This is a genomic window from Caldalkalibacillus mannanilyticus JCM 10596 (assembly GCF_000615945.1).
GTDB lineage: Bacteria > Bacillota > Bacilli > Caldalkalibacillales > JCM-10596 > Bacillus_AT > Bacillus_AT mannanilyticus.
This window is the reverse complement of the sequence record NZ_BAMO01000005.1, coordinates 82,977-106,502: the sequence shown is the minus strand read 5'-3', so window position 1 is coordinate 106,502 and position 23,526 is coordinate 82,977. Positions and strand designations below refer to the sequence as shown.

Annotated in this window: 19 protein-coding genes and 4 pseudogenes; 22 read left to right on the top strand and 1 reads right to left on the bottom strand. The window is 39.7% G+C overall.

Annotated elements, in window-relative coordinates; all coding sequences use genetic code 11:
• Positions 1–16 precede the first annotated feature (16 nt).
• The 15 genes and pseudogenes from JCM10596_RS04535 (at position 17) to JCM10596_RS23815 (ending at position 16,513) form a co-directional block, all read left to right on the top strand.
• Positions 17–1,960, top strand: coding sequence for a CoA-disulfide reductase (locus JCM10596_RS04535; protein WP_025026113.1), 1,944 nt, complete (start codon positions 17–19; stop codon positions 1,958–1,960).
• 5 nt (positions 1,961–1,965) lie between these two features.
• Positions 1,966–2,229: a metal-sensitive transcriptional regulator gene (locus tag JCM10596_RS04530; RefSeq protein ID WP_025026112.1), complete on the top strand. Its 264-nt coding sequence runs from the start codon at positions 1,966–1,968 to the stop codon at positions 2,227–2,229.
• A gap of 129 nt (positions 2,230–2,358) precedes the next feature.
• The gene (locus JCM10596_RS04525) at positions 2,359–2,838 is read left to right on the top strand and encodes a DsrE/DsrF/DrsH-like family protein (protein WP_025026111.1); all 480 of its coding nucleotides are present in this window, start codon (positions 2,359–2,361) and stop codon (positions 2,836–2,838) included.
• Positions 2,839–2,972: 134 nt separating this feature from the next.
• Entirely contained in the window at positions 2,973–4,592 is a 1,620-nt protein-coding gene (gene nikA, locus JCM10596_RS04520; RefSeq protein ID WP_025026110.1) for a nickel ABC transporter substrate-binding protein, read from the top strand.
• A gap of 19 nt (positions 4,593–4,611) precedes the next feature.
• On the top strand, positions 4,612–5,553 hold the full coding sequence (gene nikB / locus JCM10596_RS04515) for a nickel ABC transporter permease subunit NikB (RefSeq protein ID WP_025026109.1): 942 nt from the start codon (positions 4,612–4,614) through the stop codon (positions 5,551–5,553).
• A pseudogene (nikC, locus tag JCM10596_RS23830) lies at positions 5,553–6,382 on the top strand (nickel ABC transporter permease subunit NikC). Before nikB ends, nikC begins: the two are co-directional and overlap by 1 nt.
• A 20-nt stretch (positions 6,383–6,402) precedes the next feature.
• The gene (locus tag JCM10596_RS23825) at positions 6,403–7,212 is read left to right on the top strand and encodes an ABC transporter ATP-binding protein (protein ID WP_034680496.1); all 810 of its coding nucleotides are present in this window, start codon (positions 6,403–6,405) and stop codon (positions 7,210–7,212) included.
• Positions 7,213–7,217: 5 nt separating this feature from the next.
• Positions 7,218–8,039, top strand: coding sequence for a nickel import ATP-binding protein NikE (gene nikE, locus JCM10596_RS04500; protein ID WP_025026108.1), 822 nt, complete (start codon positions 7,218–7,220; stop codon positions 8,037–8,039).
• A 205-nt stretch (positions 8,040–8,244) separates the two neighbouring features.
• Positions 8,245–9,282 carry a pectate lyase family protein gene (locus JCM10596_RS04495; protein WP_025026107.1) on the top strand — a complete coding sequence of 346 codons (1,038 nt, stop codon included), beginning with the start codon at positions 8,245–8,247 and terminating at the stop codon, positions 9,280–9,282.
• A 202-nt stretch (positions 9,283–9,484) separates the two neighbouring features.
• On the top strand, positions 9,485–9,739 hold the full coding sequence (locus tag JCM10596_RS29435) for a hypothetical protein (protein WP_025026106.1): 255 nt from the start codon (positions 9,485–9,487) through the stop codon (positions 9,737–9,739).
• A complete protein-coding gene (locus JCM10596_RS04485; protein WP_159102310.1) occupies positions 9,736–10,632 on the top strand; it encodes a VanZ family protein in 897 nt (298 codons plus the stop codon). The genes JCM10596_RS29435 and JCM10596_RS04485 overlap by 4 nt, the downstream gene beginning before the upstream one ends.
• A gap of 366 nt (positions 10,633–10,998) precedes the next feature.
• The gene (locus JCM10596_RS04475; RefSeq protein WP_081791907.1) at positions 10,999–12,540 is read left to right on the top strand and encodes a glycosyl hydrolase; all 1,542 of its coding nucleotides are present in this window, start codon (positions 10,999–11,001) and stop codon (positions 12,538–12,540) included.
• A 93-nt stretch (positions 12,541–12,633) separates the two neighbouring features.
• Positions 12,634–13,605: an ABC transporter substrate-binding protein gene (locus tag JCM10596_RS23820; RefSeq protein WP_234410404.1), complete on the top strand. Its 972-nt coding sequence runs from the start codon at positions 12,634–12,636 to the stop codon at positions 13,603–13,605.
• A gap of 5 nt (positions 13,606–13,610) precedes the next feature.
• Positions 13,611–13,943: a type 2 periplasmic-binding domain-containing protein gene (locus JCM10596_RS30020; protein ID WP_234410403.1), complete on the top strand. Its 333-nt coding sequence runs from the start codon at positions 13,611–13,613 to the stop codon at positions 13,941–13,943.
• Between the two features lie 215 nt (positions 13,944–14,158).
• Positions 14,159–16,513, top strand: coding sequence for a beta-mannosidase (locus tag JCM10596_RS23815; RefSeq protein WP_234410402.1), 2,355 nt, complete (start codon positions 14,159–14,161; stop codon positions 16,511–16,513).
• A 232-nt stretch (positions 16,514–16,745) separates the two neighbouring features.
• On the opposite strand, the gene JCM10596_RS04455 is transcribed toward JCM10596_RS23815, so the two are convergent.
• A complete protein-coding gene (locus tag JCM10596_RS04455) occupies positions 16,746–17,810 on the bottom strand; it encodes a LacI family DNA-binding transcriptional regulator (protein ID WP_025026102.1) in 1,065 nt (354 codons plus the stop codon).
• 355 nt (positions 17,811–18,165) lie between these two features.
• On the opposite strand from JCM10596_RS04455, the pseudogene JCM10596_RS31185 reads away from it, so the two are divergent.
• The 7 genes and pseudogenes from JCM10596_RS31185 to manA form a co-directional block, all read left to right on the top strand.
• Positions 18,166–18,462 (top strand): annotated as a pseudogene (locus JCM10596_RS31185) (N-acyl-D-glucosamine 2-epimerase); the annotation flags it as partial.
• Between the two features lie 11 nt (positions 18,463–18,473).
• Positions 18,474–19,073: an AGE family epimerase/isomerase gene (locus JCM10596_RS31180; RefSeq protein WP_081791906.1), complete on the top strand. Its 600-nt coding sequence runs from the start codon at positions 18,474–18,476 to the stop codon at positions 19,071–19,073.
• A pseudogene (locus JCM10596_RS31175) lies at positions 19,067–19,240 on the top strand (AGE family epimerase/isomerase); the annotation flags it as partial. The gene JCM10596_RS31180 and the pseudogene JCM10596_RS31175, both read left to right, overlap by 7 nt.
• Positions 19,241–19,351: 111 nt before the next feature.
• Positions 19,352–20,561, top strand: a pseudogene (locus JCM10596_RS23805) (glycoside hydrolase family 130 protein).
• Positions 20,562–20,623: 62 nt separating this feature from the next.
• On the top strand, positions 20,624–21,550 hold the full coding sequence (locus tag JCM10596_RS04435) for a glycoside hydrolase family 113 (protein ID WP_234410401.1): 927 nt from the start codon (positions 20,624–20,626) through the stop codon (positions 21,548–21,550).
• A 28-nt stretch (positions 21,551–21,578) separates the two neighbouring features.
• Positions 21,579–22,520 (top strand): ROK family protein, encoded by a 942-nt coding sequence (locus tag JCM10596_RS04430; RefSeq protein WP_025026098.1) that lies wholly within the window; start codon positions 21,579–21,581, stop codon positions 22,518–22,520.
• Positions 22,517–23,500 (top strand): mannose-6-phosphate isomerase, class I, encoded by a 984-nt coding sequence (gene manA / locus JCM10596_RS04425; RefSeq protein WP_025026097.1) that lies wholly within the window; start codon positions 22,517–22,519, stop codon positions 23,498–23,500. The genes JCM10596_RS04430 and manA overlap by 4 nt, the downstream gene beginning before the upstream one ends.
• The last annotated feature ends 26 nt before the right edge of the window (positions 23,501–23,526 follow it).

Here is a 23,526-nt window from a genome sequence, read left to right as displayed (position 1 = left end):
ATTTGGAGGTGCTAACATGACACAGAAAGTCATTATTGTTGGTGGTGTTGCAGGGGGAGCGACAGCTGCAGCGAGATTAAGAAGAATAAGTGAAGATGTGGAAATTATTCTTGTAGAACGTGGAGAACATATTTCTTTTGCCAATTGTGGACTTCCTTACTACATTGGTGAAACCATCAAGGACCGAAGCAAATTATTAGTCCAAACCGTAAAAGGGATGTCAGAGCGATTCAATCTTGACATTCGGAATTTAAGTGAAGTATTGAGCATTGATCCTGCTAACAAAAAAGTAACAATCAAGGATTTACAAATCGGAGAAGAGTACGAGGAAGCGTACGATAAGTTATTATTATCACCAGGGGCTAAACCAATTGTTCCGCCAATTCCGGGATTAAATGAAAATCAGACTTTATTCACATTAAGAAATATTCCCGATACAGATAAAATCAAAAATTATGTTGATACCAATCATCCTAAAAAGGCTGTTGTGATTGGCGGTGGGTTTATTGGGATTGAAATGGCTGAAAACCTAGTAGATAGAGGGATAGAAGTAACGATTATTGAAATGGCGAACCAAATTATGGCTCCAATTGATTTTGAAATGGCTAGTATTTTACACACGCATATAAAAGAAAAAGGCGTGAAGCTACTATTAGGTAATGGTGTCCAGTCATTTGCGGATCAGGGAAAAAAGGTTATTCTTTCTGATGGAACAGAAATTAATACCGATATGTCAATTCTCTCTATTGGGGTCAGACCGGAAAATGAATTAGCCAAGACAGCAGGGTTGGAGCTTGGTGAGCGCGGAGGAATCATTGTAAATGAATACCTTCAGACCTCTAATGAAGATATTTATGCTGTTGGGGATGCCGTAGAGGTTGTCGATTATATAAGCGGTTCAAAGGCTATGATCCCACTAGCTGGACCAGCTAACCGACAAGGGAGAATGGCGGCAAATAATATAATGGGGAAAAGGGAGAAGTACCAAGGCACATTAGGAACTTCCATTGTGAAGGTTTTTGATTTAACGGTTGCGGCAACGGGCAATAATGAAAAAACGCTAAAACGTGCAGGTACTCCATATGAAGTTGTTCATATTCATCCAAATTCTCATGCAGGGTATTACCCAGGAGCAGCACCGCTTACGTTAAAGTTAATCTTTGATAAAGAAACTGGCAAAATATTTGGTGCACAGGCTGTGGGAGCAGATGGTGTAGATAAACGTATTGATGTCATTGCTACTGCAATTAAAGGTGGCTTACTGGTGGAGGATTTGACGAATCTAGAATTGTCCTACGCACCTCCTTATTCTTCAGCAAAAGATCCTGTCAATATGGCAGGTTATGTAGCCTCTAACGTCATCGAAGGTGAATTGGAAATGGTTCAGTGGCATGAAATCGATGAGCTTGTTAAAGCCGGTGGACTATTGATTGACGTTCGAGAGCCAATGGAACGTGAATTTGGATTTATTGAAGGGTCGATCAATATTTCGTTAAATGATATAAGAAACCGATTAGAGGAACTGCCAAAGGATCAAACCATATATGTTAGCTGTCAAGTTGGATTAAGGGGATACCTAGCAAGCAGGATTTTAACCAATAAAGGATACCACGTTAAGAATGTTGATGGCGGTTGGAAAACATATTCCTCCGTATTTGGGAGCAATATAAACAAAAATGTTGAAACGAAAACAAATGACCTTGGGGAAACCGTTATAAAAAATACAGATGAAATAAAGGTGGAGTCCGTTGTCGATGTTAGTGGCTTGACTTGCCCCATGCCAATTGTAAAACTAAAAAAAGCGATTGAAGTATTGGAGAGCGGTCAAGTGCTAGAGCTTCATGCGACAGACAAAGGCATTTTAAATGATTTACCTGCATGGTCAAAAAATGCTGGTCACACCCTTTTAAAAACAGAGCAAGATGATAAAGTGATTAAATTTTGGATTGAAAAGAGGTAAACCAAATGGAGTATAATGAGCAAATGAAAAACAGAGTAAAACGTATTGAAGGGCAGCTTAGAGGAATTTTAAAGATGATGGAAGAAGAGAAAGATTGTAAAGAAGTCATTACTCAGTTATCTGCCACCCGAACAGCTATTGACCGAACAATAGGTGTTGTGGTGAGTTCTAATTTGGTGGAGTGTGTCCGTATTGCAGCAGCAAGTGGCGAAAAAAATACAGAAGAGTTAGTGAAAGAGGCTGTGAATCTGCTTGTCAAAAGCAGATAAAATATAAGGGCGGACACCCGCTTTTATTTTATCTATTATTATACCCATACAGGTAAGGGTAAAAGTAAAAAAGTGTGTTTTAAGCTTAAATATACCTTTAGGGTAACTATAAAGTGAGGAGGAACAAAAATGATAGAAAAGAAAAAAACAACCATAATATTATTTAGTGGCGACTATGATAAAGCAATGGCAGCTTATATCATTGCGAATGGTGCAGCAGCTTTTGATCATGAGGTCACTATTTTCCATACTTTTTGGGGCTTAAATGCGTTACGCAAAGATGAGAATATTCAAGTCAAAAAAGGATTCATAGAGAAAATGTTTGGAAAAATGATGCCAAGAGGTGCCAATAAAATGGGACTTTCTAAAATGAATTTTGCTGGTTTTGGTCCTAAAATGATAAAGGACATAATGAAAAAACATAATGCCATGCCACTTCCAGATTTAATCGAAATGGCGAAAGAGCAAGATGTGAAATTAGTAGCCTGTCAAATGACCGTTGATTTATTAGGGTTGCAAGAAGAAGAGATCATGGATGGTGTTGAATATGCAGGTGTTGCAGTCTATTTAGCCAATGCAGAGGAGGGGAATGTGAATCTATTTATTTAAGAGTGAAACGAAAAAGGTATAATCTCATCAATTTTATTTAGCGTGGTAGCTATTTATTAATATTGACAACAGTATAGACAAAGTTTTATTATTGATAATAGTTTTCATTTTCAATTAAAGGGGATCGATTTTTTATGTTAAACCCAAAAAAACAATGTTTATACTTGTTCGTCATGGTTCTTATTTTATCTATAGCTTTAGTTGGTTGTTCAAGTGATTCGATAGGAAATTCTGAATCTACCACGGTAAGTGATAACACGATTACTTTCGCATGGCCTAGAGATATTGGTGAAATGAACCCACATATTTATAATCCATCTCAATTATTTGCCCAATCTATGATATATGAGCCTTTAGTTAGCTACCATGATGGAGGAGAGTTAAAACCACATCTAGCAGAGTCATGGGATATTTCTGAAGATGGAACAGAATATATATTCACTTTACGTCAAGGTGTGAAATTTTCTGATGGCACAGATTTCAATGCAGCGATTGTGAAAAAGAACTTTGATGCTATTTTAACAAATAGAGATACACATGGTTGGTTAGGGTTTATTTCGAAGATCGCTCAAACAGAGATCATTGATGAGTATACCTTTAAATTAACATTAACAGAAGCCTATTACCCTACTATTCAGGAGTTAGCTGTTGTACGCCCAGTTCGATTCTTAGGGGAAGCTGGTTTCCCTCAAGATGGAGACACGTCAAAAGGGATAGAGAAAGCTGTTGGTACAGGTCCATGGGTATTAGATGAATATAAAGTAGATGAATTTGCTACTTTTAAACGTAACGAAAATTATTGGGGAGAACTTCCGAATGTAGAGAAAATAATGGTTAAAGTCATCCCTGATGCTGAAACACGCGTACTTGCTTTTGAAAAAGGGGACATAGACCTCATTTATGGTGAGGGTATTATCAGTATAGATTCTTTTATGCAACTAGAATCCACTGGTTCCTATAAGACAAGCATTTCTGAACCAGTCGCTACTAGACAGCTAGTGATGAATACGAATATAGAACAGCTATCAGATGTACGTGTTCGTCAAGCATTACATCTTGGATTTAATAAACAAGCAATGGTTGAGGGAGTAACATCTGGTTTGGAAGAGGTGGCTGATTATATCTTACCAACAAACATCCCGTATACTTCAAAAATCAATACAACAGCGGTTGATTATCATGTTGAAAAAGCGAAAGAATTACTAGATGAAGCAGGCTGGAAGCTGATAGAAGGAAAAAATGTTCGTGAAAAAGATGGACAACCATTGGAAATTGAGCTCATGTATAACTCTGCTGAATCCATTCAAAAAACAATGGCGGAAACCTTACAGTCTGAATGGACAGGATTAGGTGTTAAATTAAATATTGTTGGTGTCGAGCTTACCACTCAAGTTGAAAGATTTAAAGCGAATGATTTTCATCTGAATTTCTTCAGTAACTATGGCTCGCCATATGATCCACATTCTTTTGTAAACGTAGTGGCTACAGAAGGATTTGGCTTTAGTGAAGCTATTTCAGCTTATCCTAATAAAGAGGAGTTACTGAACCAAATCGCTGAGGTTAAACAAACGACTGATGAAGCTAGACGTCAAGAATTGTACACGGCGATTTTAGGCTCACTACAAGAGCAAGGTGCTATTGTACCTATTTCGTATATTAAGAAAATAGCGATCTATCAAAAGGGTGTTTCTCATTTTACATTCCCTGCTAACCGAGATGAACATCCATTTACAGGAATTAGTGTAAACGAGTAAGCGACAGGAGAGTTTTTTCATGGGTACTTATGTCTTGAAACGAATAATGACAATCATCCCAATCTTTCTATTGACCACTCTAGTAACCTTTGGAATGATTCACCTATCACCAGTGGATCCGGCTGAAGCATACTTTGCTGCAGCACATATCCAAGCTACAGATGAGATGTTGGAGCAAAAAAGACATGAGTTTGGTCTAGATAAACCTCTCCTGATTCAATATGTGAACGCCGTAATGAAGATATGCCAATTTGATTTTGGCATATCTTATGTTACGAATAAGCCAGTCTGGGGAGAGATCGCCTCTCGAATACCAGCAACGATTCAATTAGCTGTAGGCAGTATTTTAATTGCAATTATAGTAAGTGTTCCAATTGGTTTTCTAGCAGGTATGAAGAAGAATAGTGGAATTGACCATTTTAGTCGCTTCCTCTCTTTTATTGGTGCATCCATTCCATCATTTTGGCTTGGATATTTATTTATTTTTTTCTTTTCTGTAAAATTAGACCTTTTCCCAGTAGAAGGTACGGGAACCTGGAAGCATTTAATATTACCTTCAGTAACCCTGGCTTTTCCTCTCATAGCTTTATATACTCGACTGTTACGAGCCAGCGTTCTTGAAAATTTACAAGAGCCTTATGTGCTCTTTGCACGGACGAGAGGGATTGATGAAAAAGTTATTATGGGAAAGCATGTACTCCGCATGGCTATTTCGCCTATGATTACTGGACTTGGAATGAATATAGGCAACTTAATGACTGGGGCTATTATTGTAGAGATCGTTTTTTCATGGCCAGGATTTGGGCGGTATTTTATAGAGGCTATTTTCAACCGTGATGTTCCTGTTATTCAAGGCTATGTACTATTAGCAGCAGGTATATTCCTACTTAGTAACTTACTAGTCGACCTTATCCAAATGTATATTGATCCTCGTATTTCAAGAAAAGGAAGTCAGCACTAATGATCACAAAGTTTCGTGAAATAGTAAAAAGTCAAAAAGTGATTCTCCTTTGTTCTGTGATTCTGTGTGTGTTATTTGTGATCACGCTCTTGGCACCGTGCTTGCGCCTAATGACCCCGTTTTGGTTAATTTAGCTCATAAATTACAGTCACCTTCTTTGGATTACCCATTAGGCACGGATCACTTAGGGCGGTGTACGTTTTCACGTATACTATATGGGGCTCAAACCTCACTTGGGTATGCTATGCTCATTTTTATTTCAGCTCTCAGTATAGGGTTGATTATTGGTATCATTGCTGGATACAAAGGCGGTTGGATTGACCAAGTGTTAATGAGATTCGGTGATGGGCTAATGGCAATTCCAAGTCTATTGTTTGTGCTTGGCTTTGTTGGTATTTGGGGAGCGGGTCTTAAACAAGTCGTTTTAGGGTTGATTCTCGTACAATGGGTGTATTATGCGAGGATCATTCGAGGAATGGTTCTAAGTCTGAAAGAACAGAACTACATTACTGCAGCTAAAATCAGTGGTTCTTCTACGTGGACGATCATTAAAAAGCATATTATTCCAAATGTTCTCCCACCACTAGCCGTAATGGGGACATTAGAAATGGGCTGGGCGATCATGAATTTATCATCGATGTCCTTTTTGGGTTTAGGGGTGCAACCTCCTATACCAGAGTGGGGGGCGATGATTCATGAAGGAAAGTCGTATATCAGGACACATCCAACATTAATGATTTATCCGGGTTTAATGATTATACTAGTCGTTGTTACCTTTAATTTACTAGGTGAATCACTCTCAGAGAGATTTGGGGTTAAACGCCGCTAATGAAAAAGGACTGTTGAATATTGGAAACCATTGAACAAAATATTTTACATGTAAAGGACCTACATGTTCAAGTGAGAACCTCTGAAGGTTTTTCCACACTTGTTCAGGATATTACTTTTGGTCTGAAAAAAGGGAAGGTTCTAGGTCTTGTTGGGGAAAGTGGTAGTGGTAAAACTGTTACAAGCATGTCTATCTTACAGCTGCACGATAGGAAAACAATGAATATCAGTGGAAGTATTACACTACAAGGTAGGGAATTGAATGGTTTAGAAAACAAGGAAATACGGAAAATTCGTGGGAAGGATATTGCTTTTATTATGCAAAATCCGATGAATGCGTTTACTCCTGTTTTTACAATTGGTCATCAATTTATCGAAACGATTCAATCTCACACCGCTTTCAATAAAAAGCAGGCAAGGGAGCTTGCGATTAGTGTGATGCAAAGTGTTGATTTACCTGACCCTATAAAACTATTGAAAAATTACCCCTTTGAATTAAGTGGAGGGATGCTTCAACGAGTGATGATTGCTATGGCTGCATGCTTACAGCCTTCTGTAATTATAGCAGATGAGCCAACTACAGCACTTGATCTTCATAGCCAATTATTGGTTCTTCGTCTATTAGATCAGGTTCGTTCTGAATATGGAACATCTATTTTACTCATTTCCCATGATCTTGGTGTTATTTCCGAAATGGCGGATGATGTCATTGTGATGCAACATGGCAGAATCGTTGAAGAGGCAAATGTAATAGAGTTATTTGATCATCCCCAACATGAGTACACGAAGAAATTGCTACAGACAAGACCGACCTTATTTTCCAAGAGGTGAATTCATTGAGCTTATTACAGGTAAAACAAGTAAATCTTAGCTTTCATTCTAGGAAATTTTTTATAGGGAAGAACCAAACAAATAAAGTTCTTAATGATATTTCCTTTTCTATTGAAGAAGGAACATGTTTGGGCTTGATTGGTACAAGCGGTGCCGGAAAAAGCACCTTAGGAAAAGTCGTTCTCGGCATTCAACCTCCACAACAAGGTCAGGTTTTGTTTCAGGGATTTGACCTATATAATACGGGGAAAGCAATCCAACAGAAAATTCGCCGTGATCTACAAGTTGTTTTTCAGGACTCCTATTCAGCTGTTAACCCACGGATGACAGCCGAAAGGATTATAAGCGAGCCATTAGAGAACTATGAAAAACTATCTTTAGGAGAATTAAGAAGAAGGGTTATTGAACTAGTAGAAAGAGTAGGGTTAAGTGAAAAGGATTTAAAAAAATACCCTCATCAATTTAGCGGTGGACAATTGCAAAGAATTAACATCGCCAGAGCTATCGCCCTTAAACCGAAGTTAATCGTCCTTGACGAACCAGTAAGTAGTTTAGATATGGTAACACAAAGCTTAATTTTACAACTATTAAGTGAATTAAAGGATGACTTCGGCTTATCTTATCTGTTTATTACACATGATATTAAAGCTGCTTTTTCAATTTCTGATAGAATTGGCGTCCTTGAAAAAGGAGAATTGATTGAGCTTTACGATTCAAAGGAGCCATTTTTTCATTCTAAACATCCTATAGTTATACGATTAAGAGATTCCGTTCTTGCTGAACACCCTCGTTCTCGTAAGCTTGCGACGAGAGTAAACATGGTATAATCATATTCAAGATGAGCACCTACCTACGTAGGTGTTTTTTAGTATGGTTGAATGGAAATATAAGAAACTAAAATGGATAAATTTAGTGTTTTTGCAGGAAGAATGAGGAAGTGCATAGAAAGAGTAATGTAGTCAAGCGAAAATAACACATTGAGCTAATGTTCACAAGATTATGGAAGGAACCTGTATAAAGGGAGGAAATAAAATGTTAAAAATGAAAAAAGCAGGATCCATTTTTATTGTTTTTATCATGATGTTAAGCATTATGGTTAATGATTCGAGCGCTAGTTCTTACTCATATAGTTGCCCTACAGGATGGGCTTCTGTTGATGCTGAAGGGGTAAAGGGAACAACAGGGGGTTCAGGTGGAAAAGAGGTGACTGTTAAAAATGCAGCCGATTTAGAGAAGTATGCAAAGAATAAAGATAAATATATTATAAAAATATCTGGTTCCATTACTATTCCTACTAAAGGAAATTATATTGAGGTAAGCTCAAATAAAACAATAGTAGGTCTTGATGCAAACGCTGAAATTAAAAACGGTGGACTTAAAATCAAGGGCAGTAATGTTATTGTTAAGAATCTCACGATTAGAGGTACATATGTAGATGATGACTGGGACGGAAAAACCAACGATTATGATGGAATTCAAATTACGGGAACAGCTGCTCATCATATATGGATTGATCATGTCACGATGCGAAAGCATGGGGATGGGATCATAGATATCGTAAACGGGGCAAATTACATCACCATTTCAAACAGTAGATTTGAACAGCACAATAAGACCATGACGATTAGCAATAATGATAACGATGCTAATTCGGATAAATATAAAGTAACGATTCATGATAGCTGGTTTAGAGGAACAACCCAAAGAAATCCTAGAGTAAGATTTGGCATGGTTCACCTATATAACAACTATTATAGTGATATGGGCAAATACGGTAGAGATATGGGGTATACATCCTCCTTAGGATATGGTATTGGTGTTGGGAATGCGGCAAAAATAGTGTCAGAGAACAACTATTTTGAACATGTAAAAAACCCAACAAAGTTTATGGATAATCCAAGAAACCAAGGCTATATAAAAGATCGTGGCAGTTATTTTGTCAACAGTGGTTCTATGGAAACACGAGGATCTGGAGTTGCTTGGGAGCCAGCGGATTATTATACCTATACCTTAAGAGAAGCTTCTGAAGTAAGAAGTCATGTCATTAAGAATGCCGGAGCAGGAAAATAAGCAATTGAAATATTTGACCTTATCAGCGATTGCTACATGCATTCCGTTGTAATAGAGCCACCTTCTTTTACCTTAGACATAATCTGGGCAAAAAAGGGTGTGCTTTTTTTATATGGTAGAAGTGACATAAAATCATGAGGGAAAACGTCTTTAATAAAGAAAAACATTGATGAAAAGGTAAAGAAAAAGGGAGACGAGTACAATGAGGGGACAAGAAATCGTTGGAATCATCATGGAGTATATCCATTTAGCTCTAATAGGAGTCATTGTTCTAGGGGCTGTTTTTTGGATCAGCTATGTGCTTATATACCAAAGGCTTCTAGGTGGGAAAAAAAGAATCACTAAGAAAGAATGGTTTATTGGGGGAACGCTGACTGGATATATCATCATGGTGCTGGGAGTTACCTTATTTATGCGAGGTTCAAGCGACCATGGAAATATAGATTTTTATTTTTGAGTAGTTATCGGGAAGCATGGAACCATTTTACTCTTAGACATTGGCAATTTGTTATTTTAAATATCGTCATGTTTGTACCGTTAGGAATACTCTTGCCTCTATTGCATCGAACCTTTCTTAAAATAAAGTGGACCCTGGGAGCAGGATTATTATTTACCATGTCTATTGAGTCTTTACAGCTAGTGACCGGACGAGGAAATTTTGTCGTGGACGATTTATTTAACAATTTTCTAGGGGCAGTCATTGGCTATGGTATGGTCATGGGCTTATTAGCGTTAATAACAATACGGGAATGGGATAAAGCATTCCTATATTTTGCGCCCCTATTTATTGTACTCACCGTATTCGGGGGAATATTTATCTGTTATCACTTACAGGAGTTTGGGAATTTATCTGTAGCTCATACTGCTAAGATAAACATGAAAAACACAATAACCAATGTACATATTGAACTAAAGGAACAGAGAACATCATCTCCTATTTACCAAGCGCCGACGTATGCAAAGGATTCGGCAGAAAGATTTGCTGTAGATTTTTTTGAAAATGTAGGAATTGACACAAAGGATATGGTGATCATTGCTTATCATAATAATGCCAATTATAGAGTGGAAAGCACTCCTTCTTATCATCTATGGTTGAATTATTTAGATGGAAGTTATGATTTCATAGATTTCTCCATGTTTGATGAAGAGATAGAGCCTATGGATGAGGATGTGGATAGATTAATAGAAAAACTACAAGCGTTTGGGGTTTCGATACCTGAAATGGCTACTCTAAACCATAAAGATGTTGGAGAGTATCAATGGACTGTTGAACAATACATGATGGATAATCAGCTAGTGGATGGTGTTCTGTCTTGTGTCTATTACAATGATCATTCTATAAAAAAATAAGGAACGATTTAGTTACCTATGTCAAAGTAAAGGATGTTCGTATTAAAAGTGAGATGGAAGCATATAGAGAACTGCTGAAAGGAAAATTTCAATATTCTAAGAATAGGATAGAAGCGATAGAGATAAACGAAGTAAAGATACAGTATTATCTAGACTCCAAAGGTTACTATCAACCTGTCTATTTATTTAACTGTACAGTAGATGGGGTAGAATCAAACATCATCATCCCTGCCATCTAAATTCATTATATGAACTCCTCAATAGAGAACAACAAATCATAATCCAACCATATTTTTCTAATCAATCACTATGTTAAGATAAAAAATGTAATCGCTTACAATTAAAAGGATAGAGGAGGATTATGTAATGAAGGTGTACAAGAAGGTGGCTTTTGTTATGGCTTTTATTATGTTTTTTTCGGTCCTGCCGACGATCTCAATGTCGTCAGAAGCAAACGGTGCTGCATTATCGAATCCTAATGCGAACCAAACGACAAAAAACGTGTATAGTTGGTTAGCCAATCTACCAAACAAGAGTAATAAACGTGTGGTGTCGGGACACTTCGGAGGGTACAGTGATTCTACCTTTAGCCTGGATCAAACAAATGCGCAAGCGGAGCTGACAGGAAAAATGCCAGGAATATTATCTTGTGATTATAAGAATTGGCAGACGCGATTGTATGTAGCCGATCAAATTAGCTATGGCTGCAATCAAGAATTAATAAACTTTTGGAACCAAGGAGGTTTGGTCACGATCAGTGTACACATGCCAAATCCAGGGTTTCATTCGGGGGAAAACTACAAAACAATTTTGCCTACTTCACAGTTCCAAAATCTAACCAATCACAGGACAACAGAGGGTAGAAGGTGGAAGGATATGCTGGATAAGATGGCAGATGGGTTGGACGAGCTACAGAACAATGGAGTGACGGTTCTTTTCCGTCCTTTACATGAAATGAATGGAGAATGGTTCTGGTGGGGAGCAGAAGGTTACAATCAATTTGATCAAACACGTGCCAATGCCTATATCAGCGCATGGAGAGATATGTATCAATATTTTACTCATGAGCGTAAGCTGAATAACCTTATTTGGGTTTACTCACCTGATGTTTACAGAGATCATGTAACAAGTTACTACCCAGGAGCAAATTATGTAGATATTGTGGCTCTTGATTCCTACCATCCTGATCCACATAGCCTTACTGACCAATATAATCGAATGATCGCTTTAGATAAACCTTTTGCTTTTGCTGAAATCGGTCCTCCTGAAAGCATGGCTGGTTCCTTTGATTATTCAAATTATATTCAAGCAATTAAACAAAAATATCCACGTACTGTCTATTTCCTAGCTTGGAATGATAAATGGAGTCCACATAACAACAGAGGAGCATGGGATCTATTTAATGATTCATGGGTTGTAAATAGGGGAGAGATTGATTATGGTCAATCAAATCCAGCCACTGTTCTCTATGATTTTGAAAACAATACGCAATCGTGGTCGGGTGTGAATTTAGACGGAGGACCATGGACTTCGAATGAATGGTCGGCAAATGGTACTCAATCGTTGAAAGCAGATGTCGTTCTGGGCAATAATAGCTACCATTTGCAAAAAACAGTGAATCGAAATCTTAGTTCATTCAAAAACCTAGAAATTAAAGTGAGCCATTCTTCGTGGGGAAATGTAGGAAGTGGCATGACAGCAAGAGTTTTCGTCAAAACAGGGAGTGCTTGGAGATGGAATGCAGGTGAATTTGTCAGTTTGCAGGCAAACGGAACAACCGCACTATCTATTGATTTGACGAAAGTAAGTAATCTGCATGATGTTCGAGAGATAGGTGTAGAGTATAAAGCACCAGCAAATAGCAACGGGAAGACGGCGATTTACTTAGATCATGTGACCGTAAGATAATACAAAAAAAAGTGGTTGAAAGCGGTAACATATCTAGCATATGATGATAGGGACTAGATAATAATAGACTGTCAGACTAGGAGGTAAGTCATAATGAAAAAAAGTCTGATCCTCTTGCTCGGACTTTTATTAGCTTTCTCCATGCTATTAATAGCCTATCTATCATTCACCCCTGCAGAGCTTAGAGAAGTTGAACATTCACAGGATTCCTTTCATCATAATGATGAGAAAAAAGAAAAGCCCCTTTCCGGTAAGATAACGGTCTTGACTAATAGAGTAGATCTGGTAGCAGATGGGACGATGCAACGATATGCTGTTAAGTTTCAGGAAAAGCATCCACATGTTCAGGTGGAATTTGAAGGGTTAAAAAACTATATGCATGATATTCGGATTCGCCTGACAACAGGAGAAGCGGGAGATGTGTTGCTTATTCCTGAATATGTTCCCAACAGTGAATTTAAAGATTATTTTGAACCTCTCCCTGATGAGATGTTTGAATATGTTCGATTTACAGATATTATGCTGCATGAAGGAAAACGCTACGGCATGGCAACTGGGGTTAATACACTGGGCATTGTGTATAATAAAAAAGCTTTTGCCAAGGCGGGAATTACCAGTATCCCTCTTACTCTTGATGAGCTTTTTGAAGCGGCACATAAATTAAAGGGAGTAGGAGTGATTCCTCTTTATAGTAATTATGGAGCACAGTGGCCCTTAGGGGTATGGGGAGAGCATTCCGTTTCCTGGAGATCAGGGGATGCCGAATACTTAGGAAAAATGGTTCATGAAGAAGAACCGTTTCAATTAGATAACGCTTGGGGTCAAGGGATTTCTATCCTCAGATACTTTATCGAGCATGAGCTAGTGGAGCCTGATTTATTATCTAATAATTGGGAAAAATCCAAGCGTCAAATAGCTAATGGTGAAGCGGCAATGTATTGCTTGGGAAGCTGGGTCATTAATCAGATTATAGATGCTGGAGCAGCTCCTGAGGAGATTGGCATTTTTCCTCTCCCATACGATAATAGTGGTAGGTTATATGCTCCTATGGACCTGATTGGATGATCGGTGTGAACAAACAAAGTAAGAATAAAGAAGCGGCATTTGCTTGGATTGATTTTTTTGTGAAGGAATCAGGGTATGTTGAAGAAAATGGTTTTATTCCCGTACTCACAACAAATGAGCCTACCTTGCCGCAAATGACGGAGTTTCTATCCTATCAACCTAGCTTAATTGAAAGTGCGGACAGAGACGCCACTTTCTATAGGATAGGTAATGCTGCTCAGATTCCGTTTGGTACGGGAGCTCTTGTTCAAGAATTAGCTGTAGCCCCTGACTTACAACAGGAGTTTGAGAAGTTAAATAAGCGTTGGCAAAAGGCAAAAAAATCTTTAGGATATTAACCAAATATGTGACGGATCATTTATCAGCTTAAGCAGCTACAAGGGGAAACTCTGTGGCTGCTTTTTTTTTGACCAAATGATAATGGAGAACAATAAATGTTAATCTATCACATTTCATTGGATATTTCTCGTTTGTATAATGTGAGTGAAAGCGGTATCAATACAGCGGTGCTCAAGGAATGAAGAGATAGGTCGAAAGAAAGGGTGTGGCTGGAGTGGAGAAATACTTGTTAAACGGGACATGGAAAATGAAAAAAGTAGGGGAAACAGATTGGCTTGATGCTAGTGTTCCAGGTTCAGTGTACCATGATTTGTTACAGGCTCAAGTAATAGAAGATCCTTTTTTTCGTGACCATGAAGAAACGGTTATGAATGTAATGCAACACGATTTTATCTATACACGTTCATTTCGTCTTTCTGAAGAGATGGCTCAACAGGATAGAATCCTGCTTAGGTGTGAAGGGCTAGATACGCTTGCGGAAATCAGGCTGAACGGCAGAGAAATTGGGCGAACAGATAATATGCACCGCACCTATGAGTTCGATGTGAAGGAGCATCTACAAACAGAAAACCAAATTGAAATTCTTTTTCGCTCTCCGCTAAAATATGTGACAGACAAGCAAAAAGAGCGCTCACTATGGGGAGTGGATACGACTGTTGCAGGATTTCCTTATCTAAGGAAAGCTCATAGTATGTTTGGATGGGATTGGGGACCTCGGCTTCCTGATGCGGGAATTTGGCGAGATATCTATTTAATAGGGTATACCGAGGCAAAACTACAGGATGTCTACATTTCACAGGCTCATCAGGAGAAGCATGTGAATGTCGAAGTTCAAATTGAGCTTGAAAGCTGGAGTGAGCATGAGCTGGATTTGGAAATAATCATCACTCCACCAGCTGGAGAACGGCTGGTCATTCATAAAGAAAATGTGTTATTAAAGAATCGTATTCATGCTCTGATTGATGAACCCGAACTATGGTGGCCCAATGGATATGGACATCAGCCATTATATAAAGTCGAAGTGCGTTTGCTCCAAAATAAGGTAGAGCTTGATAAAAAAGAGCTTCATATTGGGCTGCGAACCTTATCGATTCGTCAGGAGGAGGACGAATGGGGAACCTCCTTTCAGATGGAGGTGAATGGGATTTCGATTTTTACTAAAGGAGCCAATTATATTCCAGAAGATAGCATCTTGCCACGCTGTGATGCAAAGCGAACCGAAAGACTGGTACAAGATTGTATCAAAGCACACTTTAACTGTATTAGGGTGTGGGGCGGAGGATATTACCCTGATGATTATTTCTTTGATTTGTGCGATCGCTACGGACTAATTGTTTGGCAGGACTTTATGTTTGCCTGTGCACAGTATGAATTGACGAAAGACTTTAGAGAAAATGTAACGAAAGAGGCAGAGGATAACATGAAAAGAATCCGTCACCATGCTTGCCTTGCTTTATGGTGCGGAAATAATGAAATGGAGGTCGCTTGGGAAGAGTGGGGTTTCCCTAAACCCCACAAGCTGCGTAAGGATTACTTGATCCAATTTGAAGAGATTCTGCCTAGGCTAACAGAGGAATTTGACCCAGACCGTTTTTATTGGCCGTCTTCGCCTTCCTCCACAGGAAGCTTTGACAATCCAAATGATGAGAACCGCGGAGATGTCCATTATTGGGAAGTGTGGCATGGATTAAAGCCCTTTACAGAGTATCGGAAATTCTACTTTCGATTTTGTTCAGAGTTCGGTTTTCAATCCTTTCCGAGTATGAAGACGATTGAAAGCTTTACCCTCCCAGAAGATCGAAATATTTTCTCTAGAGTGATGGAAAGCCATCAAAAAAATGATGGAGCCAATGGGAAAATATTATATTATTTAGCTCAGAATATGAAATATCCTAAGGATCTCTCCTCCTTGGTCTATGCTTCGCAAATTCTTCAAGCGGAAGCTGTAAAATATGGTGTTGAGCACTGGCGCAGACATCGTGGGAGATGTATGGGCTCACTTTACTGGCAGTTAAATGATTGCTGGCCAGTTGCCTCATGGTCTAGCATTGATTACTATGGGCGTTGGAAAGCCCTTCATTACTTTGCCAAGCGTTTTTATGATCCTGTTTTGCTGTCTGCTTTGGATGAAGGTTGTACTGTGCAATTACATTTGACAAATGACCTGTTAACACAAGTTTCAGGAAAGGTGCACTGGAAACTGGTTCATAGATGGGATGGTTTAATACAAGAAGAGGTAAGGGACTTAACCGCTGCTCCATTAAGTGTAACGAAGGATAAACTCCTGGATTTTTCAGGCGTAATTGAGGAGCGGGAAGAAAGGGAATATTACTTCGAATATACTTTCATTCTGGACGGAAAACAAAAAAGTCATGATGTTCTTTTATTTACTCCATTAAAGCATTTTGAATTTGGAAAACCTACGATTTCAACGAAGATAGTAGAGGAAGAGTCACACTATGTTATTTATCTAACGACAGATACAATGACTAAATATGTGGAGCTTGAGCTTCAAGATGCTGATGTTATTTTTAGCGACAACTATTTTGATATAAGCCTTCAATGGTGAAAGCAATTCGCCTAGAGAAAGAGCAGGTAGCTAGTAGAGAGGGAGTCGAGAAGTTGAAAGAAGCCCTTCACATCCGAAGTATCGTGGATATTGTCTAAGTGTTAAAGCTGAATCAGCTGTCATAAAAAGAAAATAGGTGGATAAAAATCCGAGGGAATTGGAAATGTCCTTTATTAAGGATCTCCTTTATCCACTTCGGATTTTTTTATATCCAATATTTATCAATGACTTCTCAGGTTTTTGCCTTGGTTGTGGAAGTCCGAATGATCAGCTCTCCTGAGATGAGTATTTTTTCAGGTGGGAATTCAGGATGTTCAATCCGCCACATTAACTTGGAAACAGCCCGAGAACCAATAAGCTCCTTTAGGACTTGAACAGTGGTTAAAGGAGGCTGAATATAGCTAGAGAATTCCAAGTTGTCAAAGCCGGTAACAGAACAATCCTGCGGTACATGAATCCCCTGCTCGGCTAAAGCCTCTATCATTTTGTGGGCAATGTCATCATTGGCACAAATAAAGGCAGTTGGAAAGGCTTCTTTCTTTTCCTTAGCTTCTGTGACCCATTCCTTTAATTTGTTAAACAAGGAATCATCATAGGAAAAGAATAGCCCTCTCTTTACTGGTGTGGCTGTTGAATATAGAGAGTCTTTTTCCAAAGCGAAGCTATAGCCCAGCCACCGATCATAAAAGCTTCTGGAAAAATGAAGATCTCCTACAAACAAAGTATGTTGATGCCCTAGAGCCAAGCAATGATTCGTCATTTTAAACATCCCGCTGAAATTATCGGTAAAAATCGAATCTGCGGCAATGAGAGGGTCTTCATGGTCAATGATGATCATGGGGACATTGCATTGATGTAGGTCCACCATGACCTCGGTGGAAAGATACCCAACGCTAATGATTCCTAGTAAGCTCTCCATTTTGACTATCTCAGAAAGCTCAAATAATTCGGTAATAATAATCATTTTTTGTTGATTGCGTTGAATTTCTTTGGTAATCCCCTCAAGAACTCTTCCCCAATAAGTAGATTGTTTATTTTGGTTTCTATCTTCTGCCATTACGACGAGAATAAAACCTGTTTTAACAGGGGAGGGTGTTTCGTTTTCGACATGCTCGCTCGATTTGTGAAGCTGGCTCTGTTCCTTATAATAGCCTAATTGTTTGGCAGTTAGTAAGACCTTTTGTCTGGTTGATTCACTAACACCTGGCTTTCCACTCAATGTTTTTGAGACAACAAACTTAGAAACCCCAGCCATATCCGCAATCTGCTGCATACTTATTTTTTTTCTGCTTCCCATTAACTCGTTCACCTCAGTATTCATAGACAGAAGAAAGTTTTCTAGTTCCTTATCATGCTCTTATTTTCCGTGTGCTTTTTTATAGGTGTAAATAGATGGCTAACTAACATTATAACATAATACTAACAACAATAATAATAAAACAAAATTGTTATTAATATAACAAATATAATAAATATAACAAATGTGTTGAGGGGTGTTCTGAGGTATATTCTATGAATGAAAAGCTTTATTTCAATTAAAAAACATAAAAAAGTCATAAATAAAAACTGCTTGATATTCGTTTTTGGAGTGATATAATACAAATTAATATAACAAAATAAATAACAAAAATAACAAATTGAAAGTAGGGATCATGATGACAGGGCTAAGTCAGTTACAAAAACTAAAGGATGCAGTGGAAAAAGAGCTATGTGAAAACATCTTGCCGTATTGGCTCACGAATGTTGTTGATCATCAGCATGGAGGGTTTTATGGGTACATTGATCAGGCTGGAGTAGTTAAGACAGAAGCGCCAAAGGGCTGCATTCTTCATTCCAGGATTTTATGGACTTTTTCCAGAGCTTACCTTCAGTATCGGGATGAAAAGTATTTGGAAATGGCACAAAGAGCCTATCACTATTTGCTGCGTTATTTCTGGGACACGGAACATGAGGGGCTTTATTGGCTAGTCGATTATCAGGGCAGCCCTTGGAAAGAGGAAAGCATATATACAATCAAGCGTTTGGAATATATGGGCTATCTGAATATTTTAGAGCGACAGGGGAAGAGGAGAGTCTTCAAAAAGCGATTCGGCTCTATGAACTTATTGAAAGACACAGTTATGATCAGCGAAACAAAGGGTATTTTGAATCATTTTCAGGCACTTGGATGAGAGATGAAAAGCTGTTGCTAAGTGGGGAAGAAGGCTTATTCGCTCCTAAGTCTATGAACACCCACCTGCATATTTTGGAAGCGTATACCAACCTCTATCGTGTTTGGAGGGATGAGGGGCTCAAGAACAAACAAAAGGAGTTAATTGAGCTGACCCTTTCGTCCATTATTGATTCGAGCTGGCATCAATTTGCCCTTTACTTTGATGAATGCTGGCAAGTGAGGTCAACGGCGATTTCTTACGGGCATGATATTGAAGGTAGCTGGCTCTTACTTGAAGCCGCCGAGGAAGTAGGAGATCCAGACATCATCGAAAGGGTGAAAGCTGTTTCTATTGATATGGCTGAAAAGGTCCTTCAAGAAGGCATTGATCATGATGGAGCATTTTAAATGAAGCCAAGGATGGAAGGGTCATAGATGATGACAAGGTTTGGTGGGCTCAGGCTGAAGGAGTCGTTGGCTTTGTCAATGCCTATCAGGTAACGAAGCAGCCTAAGTATGCTGAAACGGCGCTACGCATCTGGCAATTCATTGAGCAAGCGCTGGTGGATCGTGAACGAGGAGAATGGTTTTGGAAAGTGAACAGAGAGCGGCAAGTGTATCAGGAGTGGCCTAAGGTAGAGCCTTGGAAATGTCCGTACCATAATAGCAGGGCTTGTTTTGAAGTAATGGAAAGGGTTGATCAGCTATTAAAACAAGAGAAAGAATTATTTGAACAGCGTCAAACGGAAGTGCTTACAAGCTATGAAAACGTACTGAAAAGGAAAAATAGAAAGGTTCGTGGTGGAAATGGAATTTATGAACGCTATGAATATCCAGTCCTAACCAAAGAGCATATTCCCCCTTTTTGGACCTATGATTTCTCCTACGAATCTAATCCCTTCTTTATGGAACGCTTGGGAGTGAACGCCGTGTTTAATCCTGGAGCGATCGAGTTTAATGGAAAAATCATCTTGGTGGCTCGGGTAGAGGGGAATGACAGAAAGTCTTTTTTTGCCTTAGCAGAAAGTGAAAACGGGGTGGATCAATTTCGTTTTTGGGAGAAGCCACTTCTCCTGCCTGATACCACTCCTGAGGAAGTGAATGTGTATGATATGCGTTTGGTTAAGCATGAGGATGGCTGGATATATGGATTGTTTTGTTCGGAGAGTAAGGACCTGATGCAGCCGCAGGAGATACCTCAAGTGCTGTCGCTCAATGCGGAATTGTTAGAACAAAAGACTTAAAGACATGGGAGCGTTTGTCTAATTTAAAAACCAACTCGGCTCAGCAGCGCAATGTAGTGCTTCATCCAGAATTTGTGAATGGCAAATATACCTTCTACACTCGACCACAGGATGGCTTTATTGAGGCAGGAAAAGGTGGTGGGATCGGCTGGGGGTTCAGTGAAAGGATGGACCTGCCATCATTGAGGAGGAAAAGGTGATCGACTAAAGTGTACCATACCATCAAGGAAGTAAAGAATGGGCAAGGTCCAGCCCCGATAAAAACCCCTCAAGGATGGCTGCATATTGCTCATGGTGTCCGCAATACAGCCGCTGGATTACGCTACGTGATTTATGCTTTTCTCTCTGATCTGAATGATCCTTCCAAAGTGACTCATCGCCCGGGTGGTCATCTGATTGCCCCTGAGGGAGAAGAAAGGTGGGTGATGTATCAAATGTGGTGTTCTGTAATGGTGTTGTAGCACGAGAGAATGGGGAGGTATTGATTTATTATGCTTCCTCAGATACGAGATGTCATGTGGCTCGGACTACAGTGGAGCGCTTAGTAGATTATGTGATGAACACACCTGAGGATCCGCTTCGCTCTCATGAATGTGTTCTCCAAAGACAGGCGCTAATCACCAAAAATCTAGGAATAGGAATTGGAACATAAAATACCTATCAAGCTAGCATTCTATTGTAAGCTACAGCAAAAAAACGATGAGGAGTGAAACGATGGAGTTTATTAAAGGAATTACTTGGGGTTGGGTAGGAGTCCGTGGAACGTGGAAAACAGCAGAAGCAAAAGAATCAATGAAAAAGATGAATGGTCTGGGGATCAACTGGACGACACTTGCTTTTATGGCTTTACAGGAAACGGCTCATTCCCCGCATATTCAGTACAGGGATGAACCCGTGTTAACAGATGAGGAAATCTATTGGGGAATTGAAGAAGCACATCAATTGGGCTTGAAGGTGTGCTTAAAGCCGGTAGTCAATTGTGCAGATGGCACATGGAGAGCTCATATCAATTTCTTATCCCCTGATGTCCCTGGGGAACCCACTTGGAGTGATTGGTTTAAGAGCTATGAGAACTATCTTCTGCATTATGCCAAGATCGCAGAAGAAACCAAGTGCGAGATGTTTTGTATAGGTTGTGAGATGGTGCAAGCAGATCGATGGGAGCATGAATGGCGAAGCCTTATTGCCAAGGTGCGCGAGGTATACAGTGGAGTTATCACGTACAACTGCGATAAATACCAGGAAGAGCGCATCACATGGTGGGATGCAGTAGATGTGATTTCCTCCAGTGGATACTATCCTGAACATACGTGGGATAAACAAATTGAACGAATTGAACAAGTGGTGAACAAATGGAACAAGCCTTTCTTTTTCATGGAGGCAGGCTGTCCCAGTCGCTTAGGCTCAGCAGCGGTTCCCAATGATTGGGGACATCAAGGGGAAGCTTCGATGGAAGAGCAAGACCGCTATTATCAAACGATGTTTGCCAAACTAGATCATGTTCCTTGGTTTAGTGGCTATATGCTATGGGATTGGCCAGCTGCGTTATATAACCAGGAAGAAGCTGCAACCAATGATGACTATTGTTTCTATGGGAAAAAAGCAGAACAAACCATAAGAGAATACTATAGCAAAAAATAATAGAGGATTAGAAGGTGGAGGGGTTAGGATGGTCTACGCTGTTGGGGTGGATATCGGTGGAACCAAGGTCGCCATAGGACTGATTAGTGAGCAAGGAAAGGTGCTGAAACAAACCATCATTTTACAGAGTCAGTACAAGCAGCCAGATGAGATGAAAAGAAGAATCGCTGCTGAGATTCACAAGCTGATAAGAGAGGGTGGGGTGTCTAAAGAACAGGTGCTTGGTATAGGGCTAGGGGCTCCTGGTCCACTCGATACGAGAACAGGGACGCTTCTATCTCCTCCGAACCTGCCCACATGGAGTGACTACCCTCTCGTAGAGAAGCTCAGACAAGAAATTGATCTATCTATTTTTTTAGAGAATGATGCCAGTGCGGCAGCCCTAGCAGAAAAATGGCTGGGAGCCGCGAAGAGTTGCACGGATTTTATTTATTTAACCATCAGTACAGGAATTGGAGCGGGACTGTTTCTGCATAATGCTCTCTATACAGGGGCAACCGGCAATGCTGGAGATGTAGGTCATATGGTCATCGATCCTCAGGGAGGGCAGTGTGTCTGTGGGCAACAAGGCTGTTTTGAATGGCTGGCATCGGGGACCGCCATTGCTAGAAATGGCTCCACCCTGAGTGGCAGGACCCTCTCTACAAAAGAGGTGTATGACCTATATGTAGAGCGCCAGCCAGAATATACGAAGCTTATCGAGCAAGCCTTTCATTATATTGGGCTGGGAGTTACAAGTCTCATCAATCTATATGACCCTCAAATGGTGGTGATTGGAGGGGGAGTGAGCAAAATGGGAGAGCCGTTATTTTCCTATGTACAAAACTATGTGAAGAGATATGCACTCAATCCAAGTGGAAGAAGCACACCGATTGTTCCCTCGAGTCTAGAACAGAGTACAGGCTTAATTGGAGCGAGTGCTAGTGCTCAAACAAGAATATGTTCACAAGCGGGAGGTGAGGAAGGATGAATAGGAGTCCTCTTTTTTTGGAGCCTATCTTCCAAGAACGGATTTGGGGAGGGACGAAACTGAAGGAGCTGTACCATTATGATGTTCCGTCAGTCAAGACGGGGGAATGCTGGGCGATTGCCGCTCACCCCAATGGTCAAAGTACCATAAAAAATGGAGAGTTTGCCGGTCTAACAATGGGGGAGCTGTGGGAGAATAAGAGAGAGTTGTTTGGCAATCTTTCTGGTAATCGCTTTCCTCTATTAACGAAAATCATTGATGCGAACGAGCCCTTATCTGTACAAGTACATCCCGATGATAGATTTGCTCAGGAGTTTGAGCATGGAGAATTAGGGAAAACAGAATGCTGGTATATTATTGACTGCGTAGAGGGAGCAGAAATTATCTATGGACATCATGCACAAACCAAAGAAGAATTTAGTCAAATGATGTCTGCTGGAGAATGGGATCAGTTGTTACGGAAGGTAAAAGTAAAGCCTGGGGATTTCTTTTTTGTACCGAGTGGAACCATTCATGCGATTGGAGCTGGTATTCTGATCTTAGAAACACAGCAAAACTCTGATACAACCTATCGTGTTTATGACTATGGGCGGAAGGATTCTAGGGGACATGCGAGAGAGCTTCATGTGGAGAAGGCATTGGCTGTGACGACGATGGATGCCAAACAGGAGCAGGTCAGTCCTCAAGTCGAGAGAGGGAACGGGGCTGACATGTATTTGTATGTTGACACAGAATTTTTCTCGGTCAAGAAAATAAAGGTTTATGAACGGACGGAGCTCAGACAGGAGCATCTATTTATGCTAGGAAGTGTCATAGATGGAGTTGGTCTGTTGAAGCACGATCAACAGGAATATCCCGTAAAAAAGGGAGATCACTTTCTTCTTCCCTATGAATGTGGTCTAAGTGAAATTGTTGGAAAAGTAGAAATTATCTTTTCATACCTTAAAAAACATACTGTGAACTCTGCCTGCAACGTGTAATCCTATTATATAATAAGAGAAACGAT